The sequence below is a fragment of the Streptomyces sp. NPDC030809 genome (assembly GCF_055572195.1).
Genome location: NZ_JBVIDV010000021.1, coordinates 71,572 through 89,917, shown reverse-complemented (window position 1 = coordinate 89,917; position 18,346 = coordinate 71,572). Strand labels below are relative to the sequence as shown.

Genomic DNA, 18,346 nt, shown 5'->3' with positions numbered 1-18,346 from the left:
CCGGGATGCGGAAGTGGATCGAGTTGCGGACCGATGTTCGCATCACGACTGCCCGGCATCCACGCATTTTCAAGGGCGTTCCGCCACGGTGCCGGCGCAGCCGTCCGCGTGGCGCGGGCCCGTACCGGTCGGCGCGCCGCCGTCAGGGCCCTTCCGGTGGTCAGTACGCGTTGCGTCTGCGCAGCCGGATCGGGCGGCCGTCCGGGTCCACCAGGAGCCGGTAGACGGGCATGGCCAGCGCGCGTACCGGCGCCGACATCCGGGGCGGGTGGTACGCCCGCAGCCGACCGGGCGGCCGCGGCCCGCGGCCGCCGCCCTCGTGCCAGGCGTCCAGGGCGGCCGCGCACTGCGCGAACGCGTCGAACGCCGTCACCGGATCGCACAGGTCCTCCGGCGCGAACCGCGAACCCGGCAGCCCGGCGTCCAGGTGCTCGCCGCACAGCCCGAGCCGCAGTTCCCGGGCGAACCGGCGGGCCCCGTCGCCCAGTCCGCCCGGATCGCGCGGCGCCCGCCCGTCGGCACACTCGTCCAGGACGGCGCAGTTCAGCTCCGAATCGTGCGTCCAGGACCGGAGGTTGATGTTGTCGGAGCCCACGGTCGCCCACACGTCGTCGATCACGCACACCTTCGCGTGCACGTACACCGGCGTCCCGGCGTGGTTCTCCACCCCGTACACGGCCACCCGGTCCCCGCCCGCCCGGCGCAGCCGCTCCAGCGCCGTGACCCGCCCCACGTGGTTCATCGGCAGCATCAGCCGGCCGTCCTGGTCGGGATGGACGGGGATGACGGCGATCAGGCGCAGGCCCGGGTGCGCGTGCAGGGCCCGCGCGAAGGACTCCACCACGTTCGGCGACCACAGGTACTGGTCCTCCAGGTAGATCAGCGCCCGCGCCCGGCGCAGCGCCTTGAGGTAGCTGCGGGCGATGCTGCGCTCGCCGTCGGGCGCGAAGGGGTAGCCGCGCAGCAGCCGGTTGGGGTACGTGCGCAGCACCTGCACGGTGTGGGTGCCGCACGGCGGCGGGTCGGGCAGCTGCGGCGGGATGGGGTCCGCCTCGGTGTCCTCGTGGTGCAGCAGCTCGCGCAGCCGCACCAGCGGACTGCGGCTGAGCGGCGCCGGGTCCTCCCACCGCTCCCGGAAAACGGCCTCGACGTCTCCCACGGCGGGACCGCGCACGGCCAGCTGCACGTCGTGCCAGGGCGGCCGCGGCCCGTACGCGGACGCGAACGGCAGCGGCTGCGGGTCGCCGCGGTGGGCGGCGTCGTCCCTGCGGCTGTGGCACAGATCGATGCCGCCCACGTACGCGACGTCGCACTCGGGGCGCCCGGGGTGGCGCAGCACGACGAGTTTCTGGTGGTGCGAGCCGCCGGGGCGGACCCGCATGTCGAGGAGGCACTCGGCACCGGCTTGCGCCAGTTCCTCGCCCAGATGGCGGTTCTCGCGCTCGCTGAAGCGGAAGCCGTCGAGATGGGAGCGCCAGACGAGTCCCTTCACCACCACCCCCCGGGCGGCCGCCGCGCCGAAGACCCGGCCCACCTCGGTCCCGGGCCCGTCGAGCCGCTCGTCCGGATCCCCGCGCCAGTCGGTGAACAGCAGCAGGTCCCCGGCCCGCTGCGCGCGCACCGCCCGCAGCAGCTCGGCGAAGTAGACCGTGCCGTGCACCAGCGGCCGGACGTCGTTGCCTTCGGTCCAGGCCGTACCGCCGGGGTGGCGCCGCAGCAGTCGGGTCGCGTCGTTGCCCCGTTCACCGGCGGTGAGCATCCAGTCGCTGTTCTCCACCGTGTTCTCCATGGTCCGGCCCCCGTGCGGCCGCTACCCGCCCCGGCCGGACCCGACACGCGCCCTCCCCCGGTGCCGGCGGGGGCTCGGGTTCCGGCTCCGGCTCCGGCTACCGCCCCCGTCCCTGGCCCCGACCAGCCTGACCAGCCCGACCAGCCCGACCAGCCCGACCAGCCCGACCAGCCCGACCAGCCCGAACGGCTCGCGGCCCGGCCGGATCCCCGGTGCCGGGGCGGGCCGACTCGCCGGTCGCGCGCCACGCCTCCGCGAACAGTTCGCGGGCGGGCACCGTGGGCAGCAGCCGCAGGAGGGGGAGCTGCGGCTCGGTGCCTCCCGCCGCGGCCCCGTGGAGGTCGAGTTTGTGGGTTTCCAGCGGGAGGTGCGGTGCCTTGAGATCGGTCCACGGCCCGGGTATGAAGGCCGTCCGGCCCGCACGGGCCCGCCGTCCGGTATCCACCGCGCCCGCCCGTGCCAGTTCCTCCTGGGCCGCCTTGTGGCGGGCCGGGGACCAGCCGTTCCAGCGGCGCACGTTCCGGTCGGTGGGCCGGGCCAGGGCAAGCAGTTGCAGGTACAGGGCGGCCGCGTCGCCGCCCACCCCCAGCGCGGCCCCGGCTTCCGCCACGAGCTGCGGGGCGCCGAGGGCCGGGTTGAGCTCGTACCCGCCCGGCGGGACCGGGGTGTCGGCGGCGCGGGCGAGCATCCGCGTGAGGCCCGCGCCGCATGCCGTCTCGATCCGGCGGACCGCGGCCGCGAGCCCGGGCAGCCCCAGGGAGGCGGTCAGGTGTTCGACCCGCCCGGCGAGGGCGGGGTCGGCGAGGGCGGCCGGGCGCAGGAACACGTCACCCGCGGGCGCCGAGACCACGAACAGGCCGTCGTCGTGCGCGGTCGAGACCTCCGTGTCCTCCCGGTACAGGGGCCGCGGACAGGGCAGCACGACGCCCCCGTACGGGCCGAACGCACGATCCCCGGCGACGGCCCGGCCCAGCGCCGGGTGGCGGCCGAGCGGGACGAGGGTCCGCGGGTCCTCCATCCGCGCCCGCAGCGCGGCGTACACCGCCGGAGCGCCGGCCGCGGCCGGATCGCCGACCGGGAGCTCGGTCAGCGCCCACGCCACCACGGACGCCGGGACCGCGTGCACGGGATGGTGTACGAACACCGGCCGGCCGGGGCTGCCGTCGGCCTCGGCGTGGTGGAGGGCCAGCCCGCCGTTGGGCGAGCCGACCAGCACCCCCGCCGCGCCGGGTACGAACCGGCCGGCGCCCTCCGGGCCGCCGGTCAGGGCGAGCGCCCAGCCCGACGCCAGGCCGAGATCGGCCTCCAGCGCGGCCGCGAGGTCCTCGTCCACGTACTCGGTGGCACCCAGCAGCCCCGCCCACACCTCCGCCATCCGCTCGGCGGCCGCGGTCATGCCGTCCGGCTCCCACAGCTCCGCGGGGTCCTCCGGGACGCCCGCGGAGAGCACCGCCCGGCAGCCGGTGTCGCCGAGGCGGTGGCGCAGCCCGTCGTACTCCTGGACCACCGCCTTGTTCGCCTTGTACGGGGCCGCGCGCAGCGCCTTGAGGTGCTCGTCGTGGTTGCTGCGCTGCGGCAGCCCGCCGAGGACGAGCGCGGCGATCAGCCGCCGGACACCGGTACGCCGAGCGAAGGCCTCCACCGCCTCGGGCGGCGGCGCGAGGGGTCCGCGGCGCGAGACCAGGTCCAGCAGCCGCGGCAGCCGCGCCGCGTCGTCCCGCTCGATGCTCCGCACCGCCCCCTCGCCCCCGGCCTCCGCCGCCCGTGCAGCGCCGGCAGCGGCGCCGCCCCCGGTTCCGCCGCTCGCCGCGCTGCCGCTCGCCGCGCTGCCGCCCGTAGCCCCGCCGCCCAGCTCCTCCGCAGCCCGTACGGCCCACCCGCCCGCAGGTCCGCCGCCGCGCCGCTCCGTGCACCACCGGCTGCCGCGCGCGGCGAACGGCTGGCCCGCCCAGGTCTCCAGCAGGGCTCCGAGCGCGGTGCGGTCCTCCTCGGATGTCGTGGCCACGGCGGCCCGCCACGCCACCGCGTCGATGGAGCCGAGCAGAGCCGTCCACGGCGCCGGAGCCGCCGGCAGGGCCAGTTGCCTGGTCTCGTCGTCGATCTCGCCGTGCAGGTGCCGCCCCTCGGCCGCGACGGCGGTCAGGGTCGCCGGATGGCCTCCGGGCACGTACGCGCCGTACGGACGGATCTGCGGCAGCAGCCCGCCGAGGGCGGGGGCGAGCGCGGAGTCCGGGACGGGGGAGGGGAGTTCGACGGCGGGCCCCGCGCGCATGATGCCCACGCGGCGGGACAGCTCCCGGCGCCGCCGCAGGATGTCCGCGGCCAGCAGCGCCGCCCGTACGACCCCGTCCGCCACCCGCGGTTCGGACACCCCGGGCAGCAGCCGGGAGATGCGCTCCCGCAGCGCGCCGCGGTCGCCGGCCGCCTCGGTGGCGGCGTCGAGGAGGGCGCGCACGGCGTCCGCCCCGAGGGCACGCAGCGCCGCGGAGGAGGCGGGGTCCCGCGGGGCCAGGAAGTGCCAGAACGCGGGCGGCGGGAACGTGCCCACGGCGTGGCCCGAGCGCCGGCTGCGCCCACCGTCCCCGCCGGGGAAGCCGCTCGCCTCCCACAGCAGGGAGTTGTCCTCGGCGGCATGGCAGCGGATCGCCGTCTCGCCCGCCAGGACCGCGTCCTCGCCGCCCGCGGGCATCCGGATGACACCCCAGGGCCGGCGGCCCGGGCGGCGGCTGCGGTAGCCGGCGCGGCGGCCGTCGATGCCCTCCAGCAGGAACTCGGTCGGCGAGGGGCCCGCGTACGGGGTGCGGTGGAGCACCCGGCAGCCGGTGAGCACGCCGTCCTGGCCCAGCGGGGAGGCGGGGGCGTCCGGCGGGAGCGCGGCGAGCGTCAGCTGGTCCCCGAACAGGGCCGTCCCGGGCGGCGGTTCGCTCGCGTGGAACGCGGGAACGGAGGGCTCGGGGGCACGCTCCCCGGTCCTCGGATCCACGCGGGCCCAGCCCTTGAGCCCCGCGAAGACCCTGGAACTCCAGACGGCGGTGCCGTCGCTCATCTGGAGGTCGTGGTGGTCCACGCCCTCCCGGCCGCCGGGCCGCAGGACGCGCTCCCCGTCGTGGCGGCCGCCGCCGTCCCCGGTCTCGAACTGGTAGCCCAGACCGCCCTGGATGCTGCCGCCGTACGGGCGCAGGCCGAAGGTGCGGTCGGGTACGAACACCTCCTCGGGGCGGTCCGACCAGAACGAGGGTCCGGTGAAGGAGTCGCCGGGGTCGGTGGACCAGCTGACCAGGAACCGGCCGCCCGCGTAGTGCACGACGTGGTGGTCGGCGTCCTCGGGCAGGGCGAAACCCGCGGTGGCGCGGACCGAACCCGGTGCCACGGCCACCGCCTTCGTACGCCCGTAGACGGTCAGCACGGGCCAGGTGCACGTCACCCCGGCCACCTCCTCGGGCGCCAGCGCGGCGACCGCCTCCTCCAGGGCGGGCCAGCCCAGTTCCTCCGGAAGGCCCGCCCGCAGCGCCCGGGCGAGCGGCCCGGCCCCGTCGAGGGCGGCGAGCGCCTCGTCGATGCCGTCGAGGGCGGTGGCGGTGGGCCGGTCGAGCAGCCCGGCCAGCTCCTCCACCGCCTCGTCGGCGGCGCCCAGTCCACCGCCCGCCAGGGCCGCGAGCAGGCTCTCGATGCGGGACTGCACCTCGGCGGCGATGCCCGGGTTCTGCGGCAGCCGGGTGATCGCGGTGCCGCCGCCGCGCAGCCCGGCGTGCACGGTGCCCTCCAGCCGCGGCCCGAACACCGGGTCCGCGGCCAGGGCCTTCAGGTCGCGGCGGGAACTCTCGCCCCAGAAGGTCAGCCGGATGGTCTCGCCCGGGTCCGCGACCGCGATCCCCTCGGCGAGGCAGAGGTCGAGCAGGTCCGCGTCGAGGCCGGGCCAGCGGCGGCGGTCCTCGTGCAGCACGACCGGGGTGCCGGCGGCGCGCAGCCGGGGCGCGAACCGGCCGACCAGGTCGAACAGTTCCTCCGGCATGGGCTGCCGCACCACCCCGCCGTACGCGACCGGGCGGTGCGAGTAGGCCCAGGTGTACCGGCCGAGCCAGGCGGCGGTGCCGCCCTCCGGCGCGATGCGGCCGGCGGCGACCGCGTCGGCGGCCCCGGAGCGCAGCAGCACCCGCAGCCAGGCGGCCGCGTCGTTCCTCGACTCGGGGAAGACCTCGAGGAGCGCGGCCAGCACCCCGTCGTCCTGCCGGTGCTCGGCGAGCAGGACGGCCACCGCGTCGAGCAGGGAGTCCGGTACGGCCTTCCCGCGCGCCGCGCCGACCGCCCGGGCCAGCACCCCGGCGACGGCGCCGTCCCCCAGCCCGGCTGCGTGCGCCGCGGCACGCAGCCGGCGGGCCAGATCGGCCGGGAGCCCACCCGGCGAGGCCGCCCACGCGGCCAGGACCCGTACGTACTCCTCGTACGCGTCGGCCGGCTCCGAGACGGCGGCCAGCCACGCCTGATGCCCGCTCAGCTCCTTCACCGGCAGGGCCCCGGCACCGGCCATCAGGGCAACGTTCCCCCGCCGCCACTGCGGGTCCACGGGCAGGTCGTGCTCCCGCTCCGCCGCCCGGGCCAGCGTGTAGGCCCGGCCGGCGGCCCGCGCGTCCCAGGAGGCGAAACGGTGCGCCACCGTGTCCCAGTACCAGGGCAGATGGGCCGCCGGAAGCGGGCGGGCGAGGCGGGCCAGCTCGTCGAGAGCACGGCCCGCCTTCGGATACGCCCGCGAAATCCGGCCGCCCACGGCAGCGAGCAGGCTGCGCGCGGCGTCCTCCGCGTCCGGCCCGTGCGAACGGGCCCAGTCCGCGTACGCCTCGGAGCGGCTGGGGTCGGAGGGGAGCGGCACGGCGAGGTTCATGATCTGATCCTGGCACGCCCCGCTGACACCCCGGGTGCCGGCCGCCCCCCGCCGGTTAGAGAGCGCGGGTGAGGCGCTCCGTCAGCAGCCGCGTGAAGCGGGCCGGGTCGGGCAGGTCGCCCCCTTCGGCGAGCAGTGCGCTGCCGTAGACCAGTTCGGCGATGTCCGCCAGCGCGGGGTCCTCGGCGTTCGCGTCGTGGGCGGTGCGCAGGGCGGTGACGAGCGGGTGCGCGGGGTTGAGTTCCAGGATCCGCTTGACCGGGGGCACCTGCTGGCCCATCGCCCGGTACATCTTCTCCAGGGTGGGCGTGAGGTCGTGGGCCTCGCCGACGATGCACGCCGCCGAGGTCGTCAGACGCGAGGACAGGCGGACCTGCTTGACCTGCTCGGACAGGGTGGTGCCCAGCCACGCCAGCAGCGCGGCGAAGTCCTCCTCGCGCCGGGCCTTCTCCGAGTCGGCCTCCTGGTCGCCGTCGCCGGACTCGTCGAGGTCGACCTGCCCCTTGGCGATCGACTGCAGAGGGTGGCCGTCGAAGGCGGGGACCCGGTCCACCCACACCTCGTCGACGGGGTCGGTGAGGATCAGGACCTCGTAACCCTTGGCGGCGAAGGCCTCCATGTGCGGGGAGTTCTCCACCATCGCACGGGTCTCGCCGGTCAGGTAGTAGATGGTGTCCTGGCCGTCCTTCATGCGCTCGACGTACTCGCGCAGCGTGGTCGGCTTCTCCGGGTCGTGGGTGGAGGCGACCGACACCAGCTGGAGCAGGGCCTCGGTGTTGTCCGTGTCCTCCACCAGGCCTTCCTTGAGGACCCGGCCGAACTGGTCCCACACCTTCGCGTAGCGCTCGGCGTCCTTCGCCTGCATGGTCTTGAGGGCGCCGAGGACCTTCTTCACCAGGCGGCGGCGCACGCCCTGGATCTGGCGGTCGTGCTGGAGGATCTCGCGGGAGACGTTCAGCGACAGGTCGTGGGCGTCCACCACACCCTTCACGAAGCGCAGGTAGTTCGGCATGAGCGCTTCGCAGTCGTCCATGATGAACACGCGCTTGACGTACAGCTGCACACCGCGCTTGGTCTCGCGGGAGAACAGGTCGAAGGGTGCCTGCGCGGGGACGAACAGCAGCGCCTCGTACTCGAAGGTGCCCTCGGCGCGCATGTGGATCGTCTCGGCCGGGGCCGTCCAGTCGTGACTGATCTGCTGGTAGAACTCGTCGTACTCGTCCTGGGTCACCTCGGCGCGCGGCCGCGCCCACAGCGCCTTCATCGAGTTGAGCGTCTCGACCTCACGGGTGGTCCCGCCTTCGGCGTCGGTACGCTCGACGGCCATCCGGATGGGCCAGCGGATGAAGTCGGAGTACCGCTTGACGATCTGGCGGATCTTCCACTCGGAGAGGTAGTCGGCGAGCCCGTCCTCGCTGTCGGCGGGCTTGAGGTGCAGGGTGACCGAGGTGCCCACCGGCAGGTCCTCGGCTTCCTGGAGGGTGTACGCGCCCTCGCCGTCGGACTCCCACCGGGTGCCCGAGTCGGTACCGGCCCGCCGGGTGTGCAGGGTGACCTTGTCGGCGACCATGAAGGCCGAGTAGAAACCGACGCCGAACTGCCCGATCAGGCTTTCGGCGGAGGCGCCGTCCTTGGACTCCTTGGACTCCTTGATCTTCTCCAGCAGGCCGGCGGTGCCGGACTTGGCGATCGTGCCGATCAGGTCCACGAGATCGTCCCGGGTCATGCCGATCCCGTTGTCACGGACCGTCAGCGTGCGGGCCTCCTTGTCGACCTCCAGCGAAATGTGCAGGTCGGCGGTGTCGGTCGCCGAGAGGCCGGAGTCGGTCAGCGATTCCAGACGCAACTTGTCCAGTGCGTCGGAGGCGTTCGAGATCAGCTCGCGGAGGAAGATGTCCTTGTTCGAGTAGATCGAGTGGATCACCAGTTGGAGCAACTGGCGCGTCTCGGCCTGGAATTCGAGCGTCTCGACACTGGTGGTCATGTGTGTCTCCTGCGGTGGGAACGTCATGAACGAAGAACGAGGAACGAGGAACGAGGAATGAAGAACGAGTAATGAAGGGGGCTCGGGACGCCCGCGCGGAGGACCGCACCCGCGCGGAGGACCGCACCCGCGCGGTACGGCTCACTGCGGCGGCGGAGGCCGGCGGGAGCGGTCGGCGGAGGACGTCAGCGGCGGAGGTCGGCCGTCCAGGTCAGCCGTCGCCTGCGACTGCCCTCGCGTGCCGGGCTTCGAGGGCATCCAGGCACGCGACGAGATCGGTGTGCCGGGCATCGAGGTACGGGCGCATGGAGGCCAGGGGCGCGATGAGTCCGGCCGCGTCGGTGGCGCCGAGGGCGTCGTGCAGAGCGGCCTGGGTCGAACGCGCTTCGGGCGCGAGGTGGGGGAGCGCGGTGAGCCGTCCGGCGAGTCGGCGCAGGTCGGCCGCATTGGCGCGGGCCCAGGCGGCCGTGGCGCGTTCCGTGGCCCGGGCCTGGCGGGCGGCCGTGACGCGCTGCTCACCGGTGGTGCCCGCGTCGCCCGGGCGGCCGCGCAGGTACCGGCGTTCGGCGGCCTGGCGGCTGGCCACGCCGAGGGGGCGGGCGAGGTCCGCCCAGCTGGCGCCCGCGTCGCGGGCGGTTTCGATCAGTCCCGTCTCCCAGCCCGCCAGCTGCTCGCGCACCTCCCGCAGCAGCATCAAGGAGGCCAGCGCCTGCTCGGGACCCGGTCCGGCGGCGTCGGGGGCCTGGCGCCGGGCACTGCGCAGCGCGTCGTCCATCGCGGCAAGAGCCGCAGCGGCGGCGAGAAAGGACGCCGGGCCGCGGGCGTCGGCACCGGCCGGGGACGGCGGCTGCTCGGCTGCGGTCACGGGCACTCTCCCTCAGGCTGTCAACGGGTGGACGACACAGTCTCTGTCATCCATTGGATGACATCCTACAACGGCGCGTCAGAGCACCGCACCCATACCCGCCGAGCCCTACCGGACGCCTGGGCACCACCGATACGCCCCCTCGGTGAGCTCGTCCCGCCCCGCCCCGCCTCGCCCCGCCCCTCCCTGCGTCGGCGAGGGACGGGTACGGCCAGCTCGCCGAGCCGCCGTCGCCCCCGACGGACGCCTGGAGGAAGGCGACGCCTACGAGGGTGGGGTGGTGGTGGGGCTGGATTGCCTGCACGAGCGCAGACGCATCGCCACGGCACCGGGCGAAGGCACCAACCGGCCGCGCATCCAGCCGGACAGCGACGTACGGATGCGCGCACGGAGGCGCGCGGACGTGTACGTGGATGGACAGGCGGGGGGATCGGCGGAGCCGGATTCCGCGGCGCTCCGCCCCAGGACGCGCCCGCGCCCCGCGTCCGGCGACCGTCGTCCCGCGCCTGGCGGCGGGCCGCGCGGGCGGCAGGCTGAGGGTGGCCGGGGTTCCCGGGCGCCGGGCGCGGGGCGTCGGGCGAAGCGCTCCGACCGGCCGCGCGTCCAGCCGGACGGCGACGGACGGGGGCGCGCGGATGTGTACGTGGATGGACAGGCGGGGGGATCGGCGGAGCCGGATTCCGCGGCGCTCCGCCCCAGGACGCGCCCGCGTCCTACGTCCCGCGTCCTGCGCCCTGTTCGCCGTCCGGCGTCCCGCGCCCGCGCCCCACCGCCCCGCGACGCCCCGCGCGGGCGGCAGGCTGCGGGCGGCCGGGCCGGGCGCCGGGGCTCCCGGGCGCCGCGCCTCCCGGGCGCCGGGGCGCGTCCCCGGCATGGCGCAGGCCGCCGGGCGTACGGGTGTGCGGGGCCGGCTCGCGGCCGTCCGGCATGGCGGCGCACATGCAGCCGCCACCGTCCCCCTCGATCCGCGGCGAACAGCCTTCGCGGGGGAAACGAGCAGCAGCTCACGTCGGCCTTCTTCCCTGGGGCGGACGTGCTCTTCGCCGTGCTCCGTGACGGAACCGTCCACGAGAACGGCCGGTCACGGCCACCGGCGGAGCCTGGGAGGAAGTCGCGTCCCCGCCCGGAAGGTGGGCGCCGCGGCCGTGCTCCGTGACGGAACCGTCCACGAGACCGGCCGGTCACGGCCACCGGCGGAGCCTGGGAGGAAGCCGCGTCCCCGCCCGGAAGGTGGGCAGCCGCGTCACGGTCGGCGATCCGTCCTGCCAAGGCCCGCGGGCTCACACCATGGGCGTTGACCCGCTCGGGGACGGCACCGCCTTCCCGCAGCAGCCGGGTCGTCGCTCCAGCCACCTGCGAACAGAACCCGTCCCCGTCGGCAGCCGCATGGTGCAACCCCGTCCGCCCCAGCCGATCCCGATCCGTCATGCCGCCGTCCTGACCCCCGGCCTTGACCGGGGACGACGCAGGGCCCCCGCCCATCCCAGGGGCTTCCTTGCCCGCCGCCGAGTAATACGTATAACCTCGCCGCAGCGGCCCCGCCGGGCCGCGTGTCACCCGGCGGTCGCCTGCGCGGCCGTCGCCCGTACTGCCTGCCGGAGACCCTGCTCGTGACCACCAGCACGCCCCTGCGCACGTCGCCCTCGTCGCCCCTCACCGACGAAACGATCCGCCGCCTTCCGAAGGTGGTCCTGCACGACCACCTCGACGGCGCCCCGCGTCCCGCCACGCTGGTGGAACTCGCCGCCTCCGTCGGCCACCGCCTCCCCGCGGAGACCCCCGAGGAGCTCGCCGACTGGTACGTGGCCGCCGCCGGATCCGGCGACCTCGTGCGCTACATCGGCACCTTCGAGCACACGCTCGCCGTCATGCAGCACCGCGAAGGGCTGCTGCGCATCGCCGAGGAGTACGTGCTCGACCTCGCCGCGGACGGCGTCGTCTACGCCGAGGTCCGCTACGCGCCCGAGCTGATGCTGAACGGCGGCCTGACCCTCGACGAGGTCGTCGGGACCGTCCAGGAAGGCCTGGCGAACGGCATGGCCAAGGCCGCTGCCGCCGGCACCCCCGTCCGCGTCGGCACCCTCCTGTGCGGCATGCGCATGTTCAGCCGTACCCGCGAGATCGCCGACCTCACCGTGGCCCACCGCAACGCGGGCGTCGTCGGCTTCGACATCGCCGGCGCCGAGGACGGCTTCCCGCCCGCCGACCACCTGGCCGCCTTCGAGTTCCTGCGCGCGTCCGCCATGCCGTTCACGATCCACGCCGGCGAAGCACACGGCCTGCCCAGCATCCACCAGGCCCTCCAGGTCTGCGGAGCACAGCGCATCGGCCACGGCGTGCGCATCACCGAGGACATCGTGGACGGCCGCCCCGGCCCGCTCGCCGCATGGATCCGCGACCGCCGCATCGCGCTGGAGATGTGCCCCACCTCCAACCTCCAGACCGGCGCCGCCACCTCCATCGCCGACCACCCCATCACCCTGCTGCGCGACCTCGGCTTCCGCGTCACGCTCAACACGGACAACCGCCTCGTCTCGGGCACCACCATGACCCGCGAGATGTCCCTGCTGGTCAACGAGGCGGGCTGGCAGGCGGACGACCTCAAGACCGTCACCATCAACGCGGCCAAGAGCGCCTTCCTGCCCCACGACGAGCGCACCGCCCTGATCCGCGAGGTCATCCTCCCCGGCTACGCGTCCGCCGCCTGACCCCGCCCGCACGGGTCACCTCCGTAACGGTCACCTCCGTAACGGACGCGTAGGCGCCAGTCGCGTCCGTTACGGAGGTCCCTCGGTGCCCCCACCCAGCGGACCGGGTCGAAACCCGCAGGTCAGCGCCCTGTCCCCGGGCGAGCGGCAGGGCCGCTCGGGAGGCTGCGAGGGGTTCCGCGAGGCAGGCTGGTGCCATGAGGACACACGCTGACGCACCTGCGACGCGGCACGGCGGGCACGGCGGGCACGGCGGGCCTTCCCGGCCGGGGGCCGGCAGGCGCGGGGAGGTGCTGTTCACGCTCGCGCGGTGCGTGCCCTTCGCGATCGCGCTGGGAGTCCTGGGCATCGAGCTCTCACCCGCGCACCACCTGGTCACCGGCCCGGTCCTCACCACGACCCCGGCGCTGGCCGCGCTGACGATGGGCCCCGTGGGCACCCTGTCCGCGGCGGCCCTCGCCGCGTGCGTGAACGTGACCTCCGCGACCTACAACCAGTCGTGGGGCACCCAGACCCAGTTGATCATCGGCAACTTCCTGGGCCTGATCGTGGTCTCCGGGGCCGCCGTCGCCCTGAGCAACGCGGTGCGCACGCGCCGGCAGAGCGAGCTCGACCAGGTCCGCCGGATCGCGGTGGCGGCCCAGGAGGTCGTCCTGCGGCCCGTACCCGAGTTCCTGGGCCCGGTGCGCGCGGCCGCCGTGTGCCTCGCGGCCGGTACGGGGGCGCAGATCGGCGGCGATCTGTACGAGGCCGTGCAGACGCGTTACGGGGTCCGCCTGATCGTGGGGGACGTCCGGGGGAAGGGGTTGTCCGCCATACGTGCCGTCGCGGTGGCACTGGGGGCGTTCCGGGAGGCCGTCCACTACGAGGAGGCGGTGCAGGAGGTCATGAACCGCTGCGGGGCCGCACTGCGGCGCGAGGCCGCCGTACCGGGCACCTACTCCCAGACGGAGCTTCCGGAAGTCCTCATGGAGGGGTTCACGACCGCGCTGATCGCGCAGGTGCCCGACGAGCCGGTGGTGCAGCTGGTCAACCGCGGGCACCCGCCTCCGCTGCTGCTGCACCAGGGCAGGGCCGAGGCCCTGATGCCCGGCTCGCCGCTGCCGCCGCTCGGTCTCGAAGACCTCGTCGACGGCCCTCCCGTCCGGCCCGAGACCCACCCCTTCCTGGTCGGTGACCGGCTGCTGCTCTACACGGACGGGGTGATCGAAGCCCGGAACCGTGCCGACGAGTTCCTCCCCCTGCCGCAGACCGTGGAGCGCATACCGGCCGGCACCTCCCCGCAGGAGTTCCTGGACGCACTGCACGAGGCGCTGATGCGCCACAGCGAGGGGCACTTGGCGGACGACGTCGCCATGATCCTCATCGAGCGGGTCGCCTGACCGCGGGTGTTTTTCGCGGGTGTGGCCTACCGGTCGCCGAGGACGTTGCCGAGGTGGGCCACAGGTCCTCCTCCGGCCTTCGGCACCTCCGGCGAACGCACGGTCCATGTCGGCCGACATGGTGGCGCCCTCGTGGCGGATGCTGCGCCCGTGGGTGCGGAGGCGGCGAAGTTCTGCATGAACCAGGAGGGCCGCAGCACCGCCCCCTCCTCGAACAGCCCGGGCAGGGGGGCCCGATGGACCTGCCCAACCGCCGGATCCTCGGCCGGTATCGCCGACAAGCCGAGCAGTACCGCCCGGCGCACAGGCGCAGGCCGTGGCGGAACAGCGCCGGGGTGTCATCGGCCTTGTCAGACCGCCGGTCCGTTTTTTCAAGGTCCGACCTGTCCGTACGGATCCCGCAGGTCGGGGCCATCGGCGCCACATCTAGGATGTCGAGGGCGTGTTGACGTCACGCCGGGTAGCTGTTCTTACGGGGGAGAACTTCGGTGTTCGGAATCATCAGGCCGTGCCGCCATCGCCTGGGCGAGGGCCTGCGTACCGAGTGGATGGCGCACCTGTGCGGGCTGTGCCTCGCGTTGCGCGGCGAATACGGGCAGTTCGCGAGGGTGGCCACCAACTACGACGGCCTGATCGTCTCGGTGCTGACCGAGGCGCAGTCGGAGCGCACGGGCGACTGGCGGCGGGGCGCCGGCCCGTGCCCGCTGCGCGGGATGCGGTCGGCGGACGTGGCGCAGGGTGAGGGAGCGCGGCTGGCGGCGACGGTGTCGCTGGTGCTGGCCGCGGCGAAGATACGCGACCATGTGGCCGACGGGGACGGCCTGGTGGGGCGCCGTCCGGTGGCCCTGGCGGCCCGCCGGATCGCCCGCGGCTGGGACCGTGCGGGCGCCGCGGGCGGCGAACGGCTCGGCTTCGACACCGCGGTGCTGATCGGGGCGGTCGAGCGCCAGCCGGAGGTCGAGCGGGCAACCGGGCCCGGGGGGTCGCTGCTGACGGTCACCGAGCCCACCGAAACGGCGACCGCGGCCGCCTTCTCGTACACCGCGGTGCTCACGGACCGCCCGGGCAACGCCGCACCGCTCGCGGAAGCGGGCCGCCTGTTCGGCCGGCTGGCGCACCTGCTGGACGCGGTGGAGGACCTGGCCGCGGACGAGGCCTCGGGCGCGTGGAACCCGATCGCCGTGACCGGCGCGGACCTGGCGGAGGTGCGCCGACTCTGCGACGACGCCGTCCACGGGATCCGACTCGCCCTGTCCGACGCCGAGTTCGTGGACGGACGGCTGGTGCAGGCCCTGCTGGGCGGCGAGTTGGAGCGCGCCGTCGACCGCGCCTTCGACCCGCGGCACCGCCACCACCGGCACCGGCCCCAGAAACCAGTCCTGCGCATGCTGCCCTGGCTGGGACGCCGTACGGCGACGGAAGCACCCTCGGAGACCGCGTCCGTGTCCGGGACCGGTACGGCCTGCGGCGTGGGGGCGCTCGCAGGCACGGCTTCCGCGGGCGGCCGGCCCACGGCGTCGGGCAGCCCGTCGGAGGGGCAGTGCCGCCGGTGCCACGAGTGGCGCCCGTGGTGCGCCGGCTGTCGGCTGTGCTTCAGCTGCTGCCGGTGCAGCGTCGATGACGGGGGAGACCCCTGGCCGGTCGGCGAGGGCAACCGCAGCGGCGGTTCGAACCGTGACGGCTCCGGCGGCGACGGCTGGTTCGGCGGCCACGGCGGCGGCAACTCCGGCGGCCCCTACGGCGGTTCGGGCGGCCCCTACGGTGGTTCGGGCGGCGGCCACGGCTCCGGCGGCTACGGCGGGTCCGGGGCTTCAGGCGGCCGCGGCAGCTCCGGCGGCGGCTCGGGTGACGGCTGCGGCGACGGCGGCGGCTGCTGCAACCCGTGCAAGTGCTGCTGCGACTGCTGCGACTAGTTCTGTGACCGGGAACGTTCACGGTGTTCGGAGTTCGGGCGCATCTTGGGCTGCCCATGTGGACCGATCAGTCAGAAACAGCTGCTTGCCAACTCCATGAGGCGCGGCGGGGGCGGCCGTCCAGCTCGCCCCGGCCGGTGCACCAGAGAAGGACCTGGCTTGGGTCGCCGGGCGGGGCGTCGGGGAAGAGGCGGTGGAGCACCTTCGTGGACAACGGTGCTGGTGGCGTCCATGGCACACCCAGGCCTTGGGTGATGTCGTAAGTGTGCAGGAGGACTTCGGCGACGCCCATCGCCGCGAAACCCGCCCGGTCGCATGGCCCCCAGTGCCAGGCGCGCAGTCCCGGATCGGCCGTGGCCAGGGCACTGCTGAGCAGCCCTGCGCAGGCGGTGACTACCTGGAGCACCTCGGCCGGGGAGGTGCCGGGGCGGACGGCCAGGTCGAAGGGGAGGTACGCGTCCGTGGGGCGGGCCGCCACCTGCCCGGCGTAGGCCAGCAGGTCGTGCGCGATGTGGGCGGCCGTCGTCCAGCAGCTCCACTCCAGCGAACCCGCCGGCACCGACCAGTCCTGAGTGTCGTGCGCGCCGAGTACTCGTGTCATCTCGGCCACGGCCTTGTCGACGTCTTGGTTGTCCGGATTGCGCATTCCGAGATGCTACTGCTGCGGCCTGTGGCTCGTGGGACTCCTTGCACGTTTTCGTGCGCTGGAAGGTGCTCCCGCGGCGGCGAGGAGGAGGCGTAATGCCTCGCGGCCGATGCGGATCGTCCGGCCGTGGACGCGTCGCAGGTAGGCGGCGAGTTTGCGGATCGACCAGCGGGTGAAGGGCCGGCCGAGCTCGGTCGGGCGGGTGGCGGCCGTCGCCGCGGCGAAGTCCTCGTCATCCGGGCTGAGCTGGCGGGGACGGCCTCCCGCCCACCGAGGGTCCGGGCAAGCCGGGCCGATCTCGTTGAACCGGTGCATCACGTCGCGCACGGTGTCATCGCCCGCCTGGACCAAGCGCGCCGGGAAGGAGCCGCCGACGGCAGCAGGCCCGTCGCGAACTCCACGACGGTGCTCTGGCGAAGGCGGCCCGGGTGGAGCCGCCCTGGCCGACGGTCGTGCAGCACGGGGCGAGGAAGCCGGCGGCTGCCTTCTTGGCGCAGAGAGCGGGCCTCAGGCCTCGATGAAGACCGCCTTGAGGGTGTGGGCGGCGTCCATGGTCACGTTGACCTGGCTGTTCGGGGCGTACTGCCGACCGTCGTAGATCCAGGCCGCCAGGCGGTGCCCGGAGGCCGGGGTGGCGGTGATGGCGACGACCGTGCCCGGCTTGTAGGGGCCGTAGACGGAGGGCCGGACGCTGCCGCCGTCGGAGCTTTCGAGCGTGAGGGCGTAGCGGGTCCGGGGGATGGTCAGGGACCGGTAGCCGGCCACGATGGGAGTGGTGAGGCGGGCGAGCTTGGCGTTGTTGTTGCTCTCGTTGCCGAGCGGCTGGCCGTAGATGCTGAGGCCCGGGTCGGAGTACGCGTTCTCCGTGCGGCACGGCCGGCGGCAGGAGGTGGAGTACGCCATGAGGTCGGTGTGCTGCTCGTCGGAGGTGATCCAGCCCGTCCCGTACGGGGTGTTGAGCTCGTTGATCCAGCTGCCGTCGGGGACTTGCTGGGAGAGGGTCCGCCGGTCGTGGAAGAGGCCGAGGTTGTGGCCGATCTCGTGGCCCAGGTTGTACCAGCCGGTGAGCGAGTCGTAGTCGACGACGGAGAAGGCGAGGCTGTCGTTGAAGTTGCCGCGTACCGGCAGGCTGCCCTGTCCGGAGGACTGGCCCGGAACGCTGTTGACGACGGTGACCAGGTCCACGCCGTAGCGGCGGCGGGCATCGGCGGCGGCGGCGCCCAGAGCGGAGTCCTGCGGGTTGCTCAGCTTGCTCCACATCAGCGAGGAGGTGTTGTCGCCGGTGTAGTTGGTGTTGTACGTGCCGATGACGTCGATGCTGGCCGGGACGCCGCTGTCGGCGAGGGCCTCGTTCATCTTGCGCTCGGCCCAGTAGATGGTGTTGACGACCTGCTGCTCGCTGCCCGCACGCTGGACGGCGAGGGGGGTGTACCCGGCGATCACGTCGATGACGGCCGGGTCCTGCGGAGTGGCCGCGGCCCGTCCGGCGAGGGTGCTGCGGGGAGCGGTGCGCGCCGCCGGGGCCACCGCCAGGTCGTCGGGAGCGTGGTGCGGCTGCTTGGCCGGGTCCTCCTCGGTGATGCGGGCGCGCAGGGGGCGGCCGGGCAGGGTCTCCAGATGGTAGACGCGCGCCCCGAGGTCGGCGACGACCTCGACGAGGGTGGTGCCGGGCGGGGTGCGGTCGGTGGAGCAGACTCCGCGCAGGGAGACGATGACGCTGGTGTCCGGCCTCCCCTTGACGTGGCCGGACCAGGTGCGGGTGCCCGCGTCGTCGTCGATGCCGTCCTCGACGGCGGTGAGGCCGACGTTGTCGAAGAAGTCGAAGGCCCATTCGCGCGGAGCGCCGAACGGGGCCGCGGTGCACAGCATCCGGAAGGCGTCGAGAGCGAGCGGGACGGTGCGGTCGCGGAGGACTTCCGGCCCGTCCCCGTCTGAGAGCGACGGGGTCCGGGTGACGGCTGGGGCGGCGGCGACACCGGTGGCGGAGACGCTCGCCAGGGGCAGAGCGGCCATGGCGGCCACGCAGAGCGCGATCAGGCGGGTTCGGCGGGAACGGCTGGGAGAACTCATGCCGCACACAAAGCCACAGGTGTCCCCGCATATGCCGGAAACATGCCCGTTCGGAAGGGTGAGGTCACTCGACCGGCGCGTCTCCGTCACTCCGCCACTCCGTCACCGCC

The 18,346-nt window shown here is 74.5% G+C and carries 9 protein-coding genes and 2 pseudogenes; 3 read left to right on the top strand and 8 right to left on the bottom strand.

Translation table 11 applies throughout. The annotated features are described in order from the left end of the window. Nucleotides 1-160 precede the first annotated feature (160 nt). The 4 genes from ACZ407_RS25885 to ACZ407_RS25870 form a co-directional block, all read right to left on the bottom strand. A complete protein-coding gene (locus ACZ407_RS25885; protein ID WP_468132207.1) occupies nt 161-1,789 on the bottom strand; it encodes a phospholipase D family protein in 1,629 nt (542 codons plus the stop codon). Nucleotides 1,790-1,886: 97 nt separating this feature from the next. After that, nucleotides 1,887-6,668, bottom strand: a complete 4,782-nt coding sequence (locus tag ACZ407_RS25880; protein ID WP_468132205.1) for a hypothetical protein — start codon at nt 6,666-6,668, stop codon at nt 1,887-1,889. Between the two features lie 55 nt (nt 6,669-6,723). Then, a complete protein-coding gene (htpG, locus tag ACZ407_RS25875; protein ID WP_468132203.1) occupies nt 6,724-8,652 on the bottom strand; it encodes a molecular chaperone HtpG in 1,929 nt (642 codons plus the stop codon). Nucleotides 8,653-8,863: 211 nt separating this feature from the next. After that, nucleotides 8,864-9,517: a type III effector protein gene (locus tag ACZ407_RS25870; RefSeq protein ID WP_468132201.1), complete on the bottom strand. Its 654-nt coding sequence runs from the start codon at nt 9,515-9,517 to the stop codon at nt 8,864-8,866. 1,610 nt (nt 9,518-11,127) lie between these two features. Here ACZ407_RS25870 and ACZ407_RS25865 point away from each other — a divergent pair. Together ACZ407_RS25865 and ACZ407_RS25860 are read left to right on the top strand one after the other, a co-directional pair. Continuing rightward, nucleotides 11,128-12,225 (top strand): adenosine deaminase, encoded by a 1,098-nt coding sequence (locus ACZ407_RS25865; protein ID WP_468132199.1) that lies wholly within the window; start codon nt 11,128-11,130, stop codon nt 12,223-12,225. A 197-nt stretch (nt 12,226-12,422) separates the two neighbouring features. Beyond that, nucleotides 12,423-13,607 (top strand): PP2C family protein-serine/threonine phosphatase, encoded by a 1,185-nt coding sequence (locus tag ACZ407_RS25860; protein WP_468132197.1) that lies wholly within the window; start codon nt 12,423-12,425, stop codon nt 13,605-13,607. Between the two features lie 111 nt (nt 13,608-13,718). Here ACZ407_RS25860 and ACZ407_RS25855 read toward each other — a convergent pair. Further along, nucleotides 13,719-13,924: pseudogene (locus tag ACZ407_RS25855) on the bottom strand (ergot alkaloid biosynthesis protein); the annotation flags it as partial. Between the two features lie 171 nt (nt 13,925-14,095). On the opposite strand from ACZ407_RS25855, the gene ACZ407_RS25850 reads away from it, so the two are divergent. Then, nucleotides 14,096-15,520 (top strand): DUF5685 family protein, encoded by a 1,425-nt coding sequence (locus tag ACZ407_RS25850; RefSeq protein WP_468132195.1) that lies wholly within the window; start codon nt 14,096-14,098, stop codon nt 15,518-15,520. 67 nt (nt 15,521-15,587) lie between these two features. Here ACZ407_RS25850 and ACZ407_RS25845 read toward each other — a convergent pair whose 3' ends face one another. From ACZ407_RS25845 to ACZ407_RS25835, 3 genes and pseudogenes are all read right to left on the bottom strand, one after another. Continuing rightward, nucleotides 15,588-16,166 (bottom strand): maleylpyruvate isomerase N-terminal domain-containing protein, encoded by a 579-nt coding sequence (locus ACZ407_RS25845; protein ID WP_468132193.1) that lies wholly within the window; start codon nt 16,164-16,166, stop codon nt 15,588-15,590. Between the two features lie 22 nt (nt 16,167-16,188). Next, nucleotides 16,189-16,523, bottom strand: a pseudogene (locus tag ACZ407_RS25840) (helix-turn-helix domain-containing protein); the annotation flags it as partial. 150 nt (nt 16,524-16,673) lie between these two features. Then, a complete protein-coding gene (locus tag ACZ407_RS25835; protein ID WP_468132191.1) occupies nt 16,674-18,236 on the bottom strand; it encodes an InlB B-repeat-containing protein in 1,563 nt (520 codons plus the stop codon). Between the last annotated feature and the right edge of the window lie 110 nt (nt 18,237-18,346).

Coding starts and splice junctions, on each gene's coding strand:
- ACZ407_RS25885 (WP_468132207.1), bottom strand. CDS start 1,789: ATGGAGAACACGGTGGAGAACAGCGACTGGATGCTCACCGCCGGTGAA.
- ACZ407_RS25880 (WP_468132205.1), bottom strand. CDS start 6,668: ATGAACCTCGCCGTGCCGCTCCCCTCCGACCCCAGCCGCTCCGAGGCG.
- htpG (WP_468132203.1), bottom strand. CDS start 8,652: ATGACCACCAGTGTCGAGACGCTCGAATTCCAGGCCGAGACGCGCCAG.
- ACZ407_RS25860 (WP_468132197.1), top strand. CDS start 12,423: ATGAGGACACACGCTGACGCACCTGCGACGCGGCACGGCGGGCACGGC.
- ACZ407_RS25845 (WP_468132193.1), bottom strand. CDS start 16,166: ATGCGCAATCCGGACAACCAAGACGTCGACAAGGCCGTGGCCGAGATG.
- ACZ407_RS25835 (WP_468132191.1), bottom strand. CDS start 18,236: ATGAGTTCTCCCAGCCGTTCCCGCCGAACCCGCCTGATCGCGCTCTGC.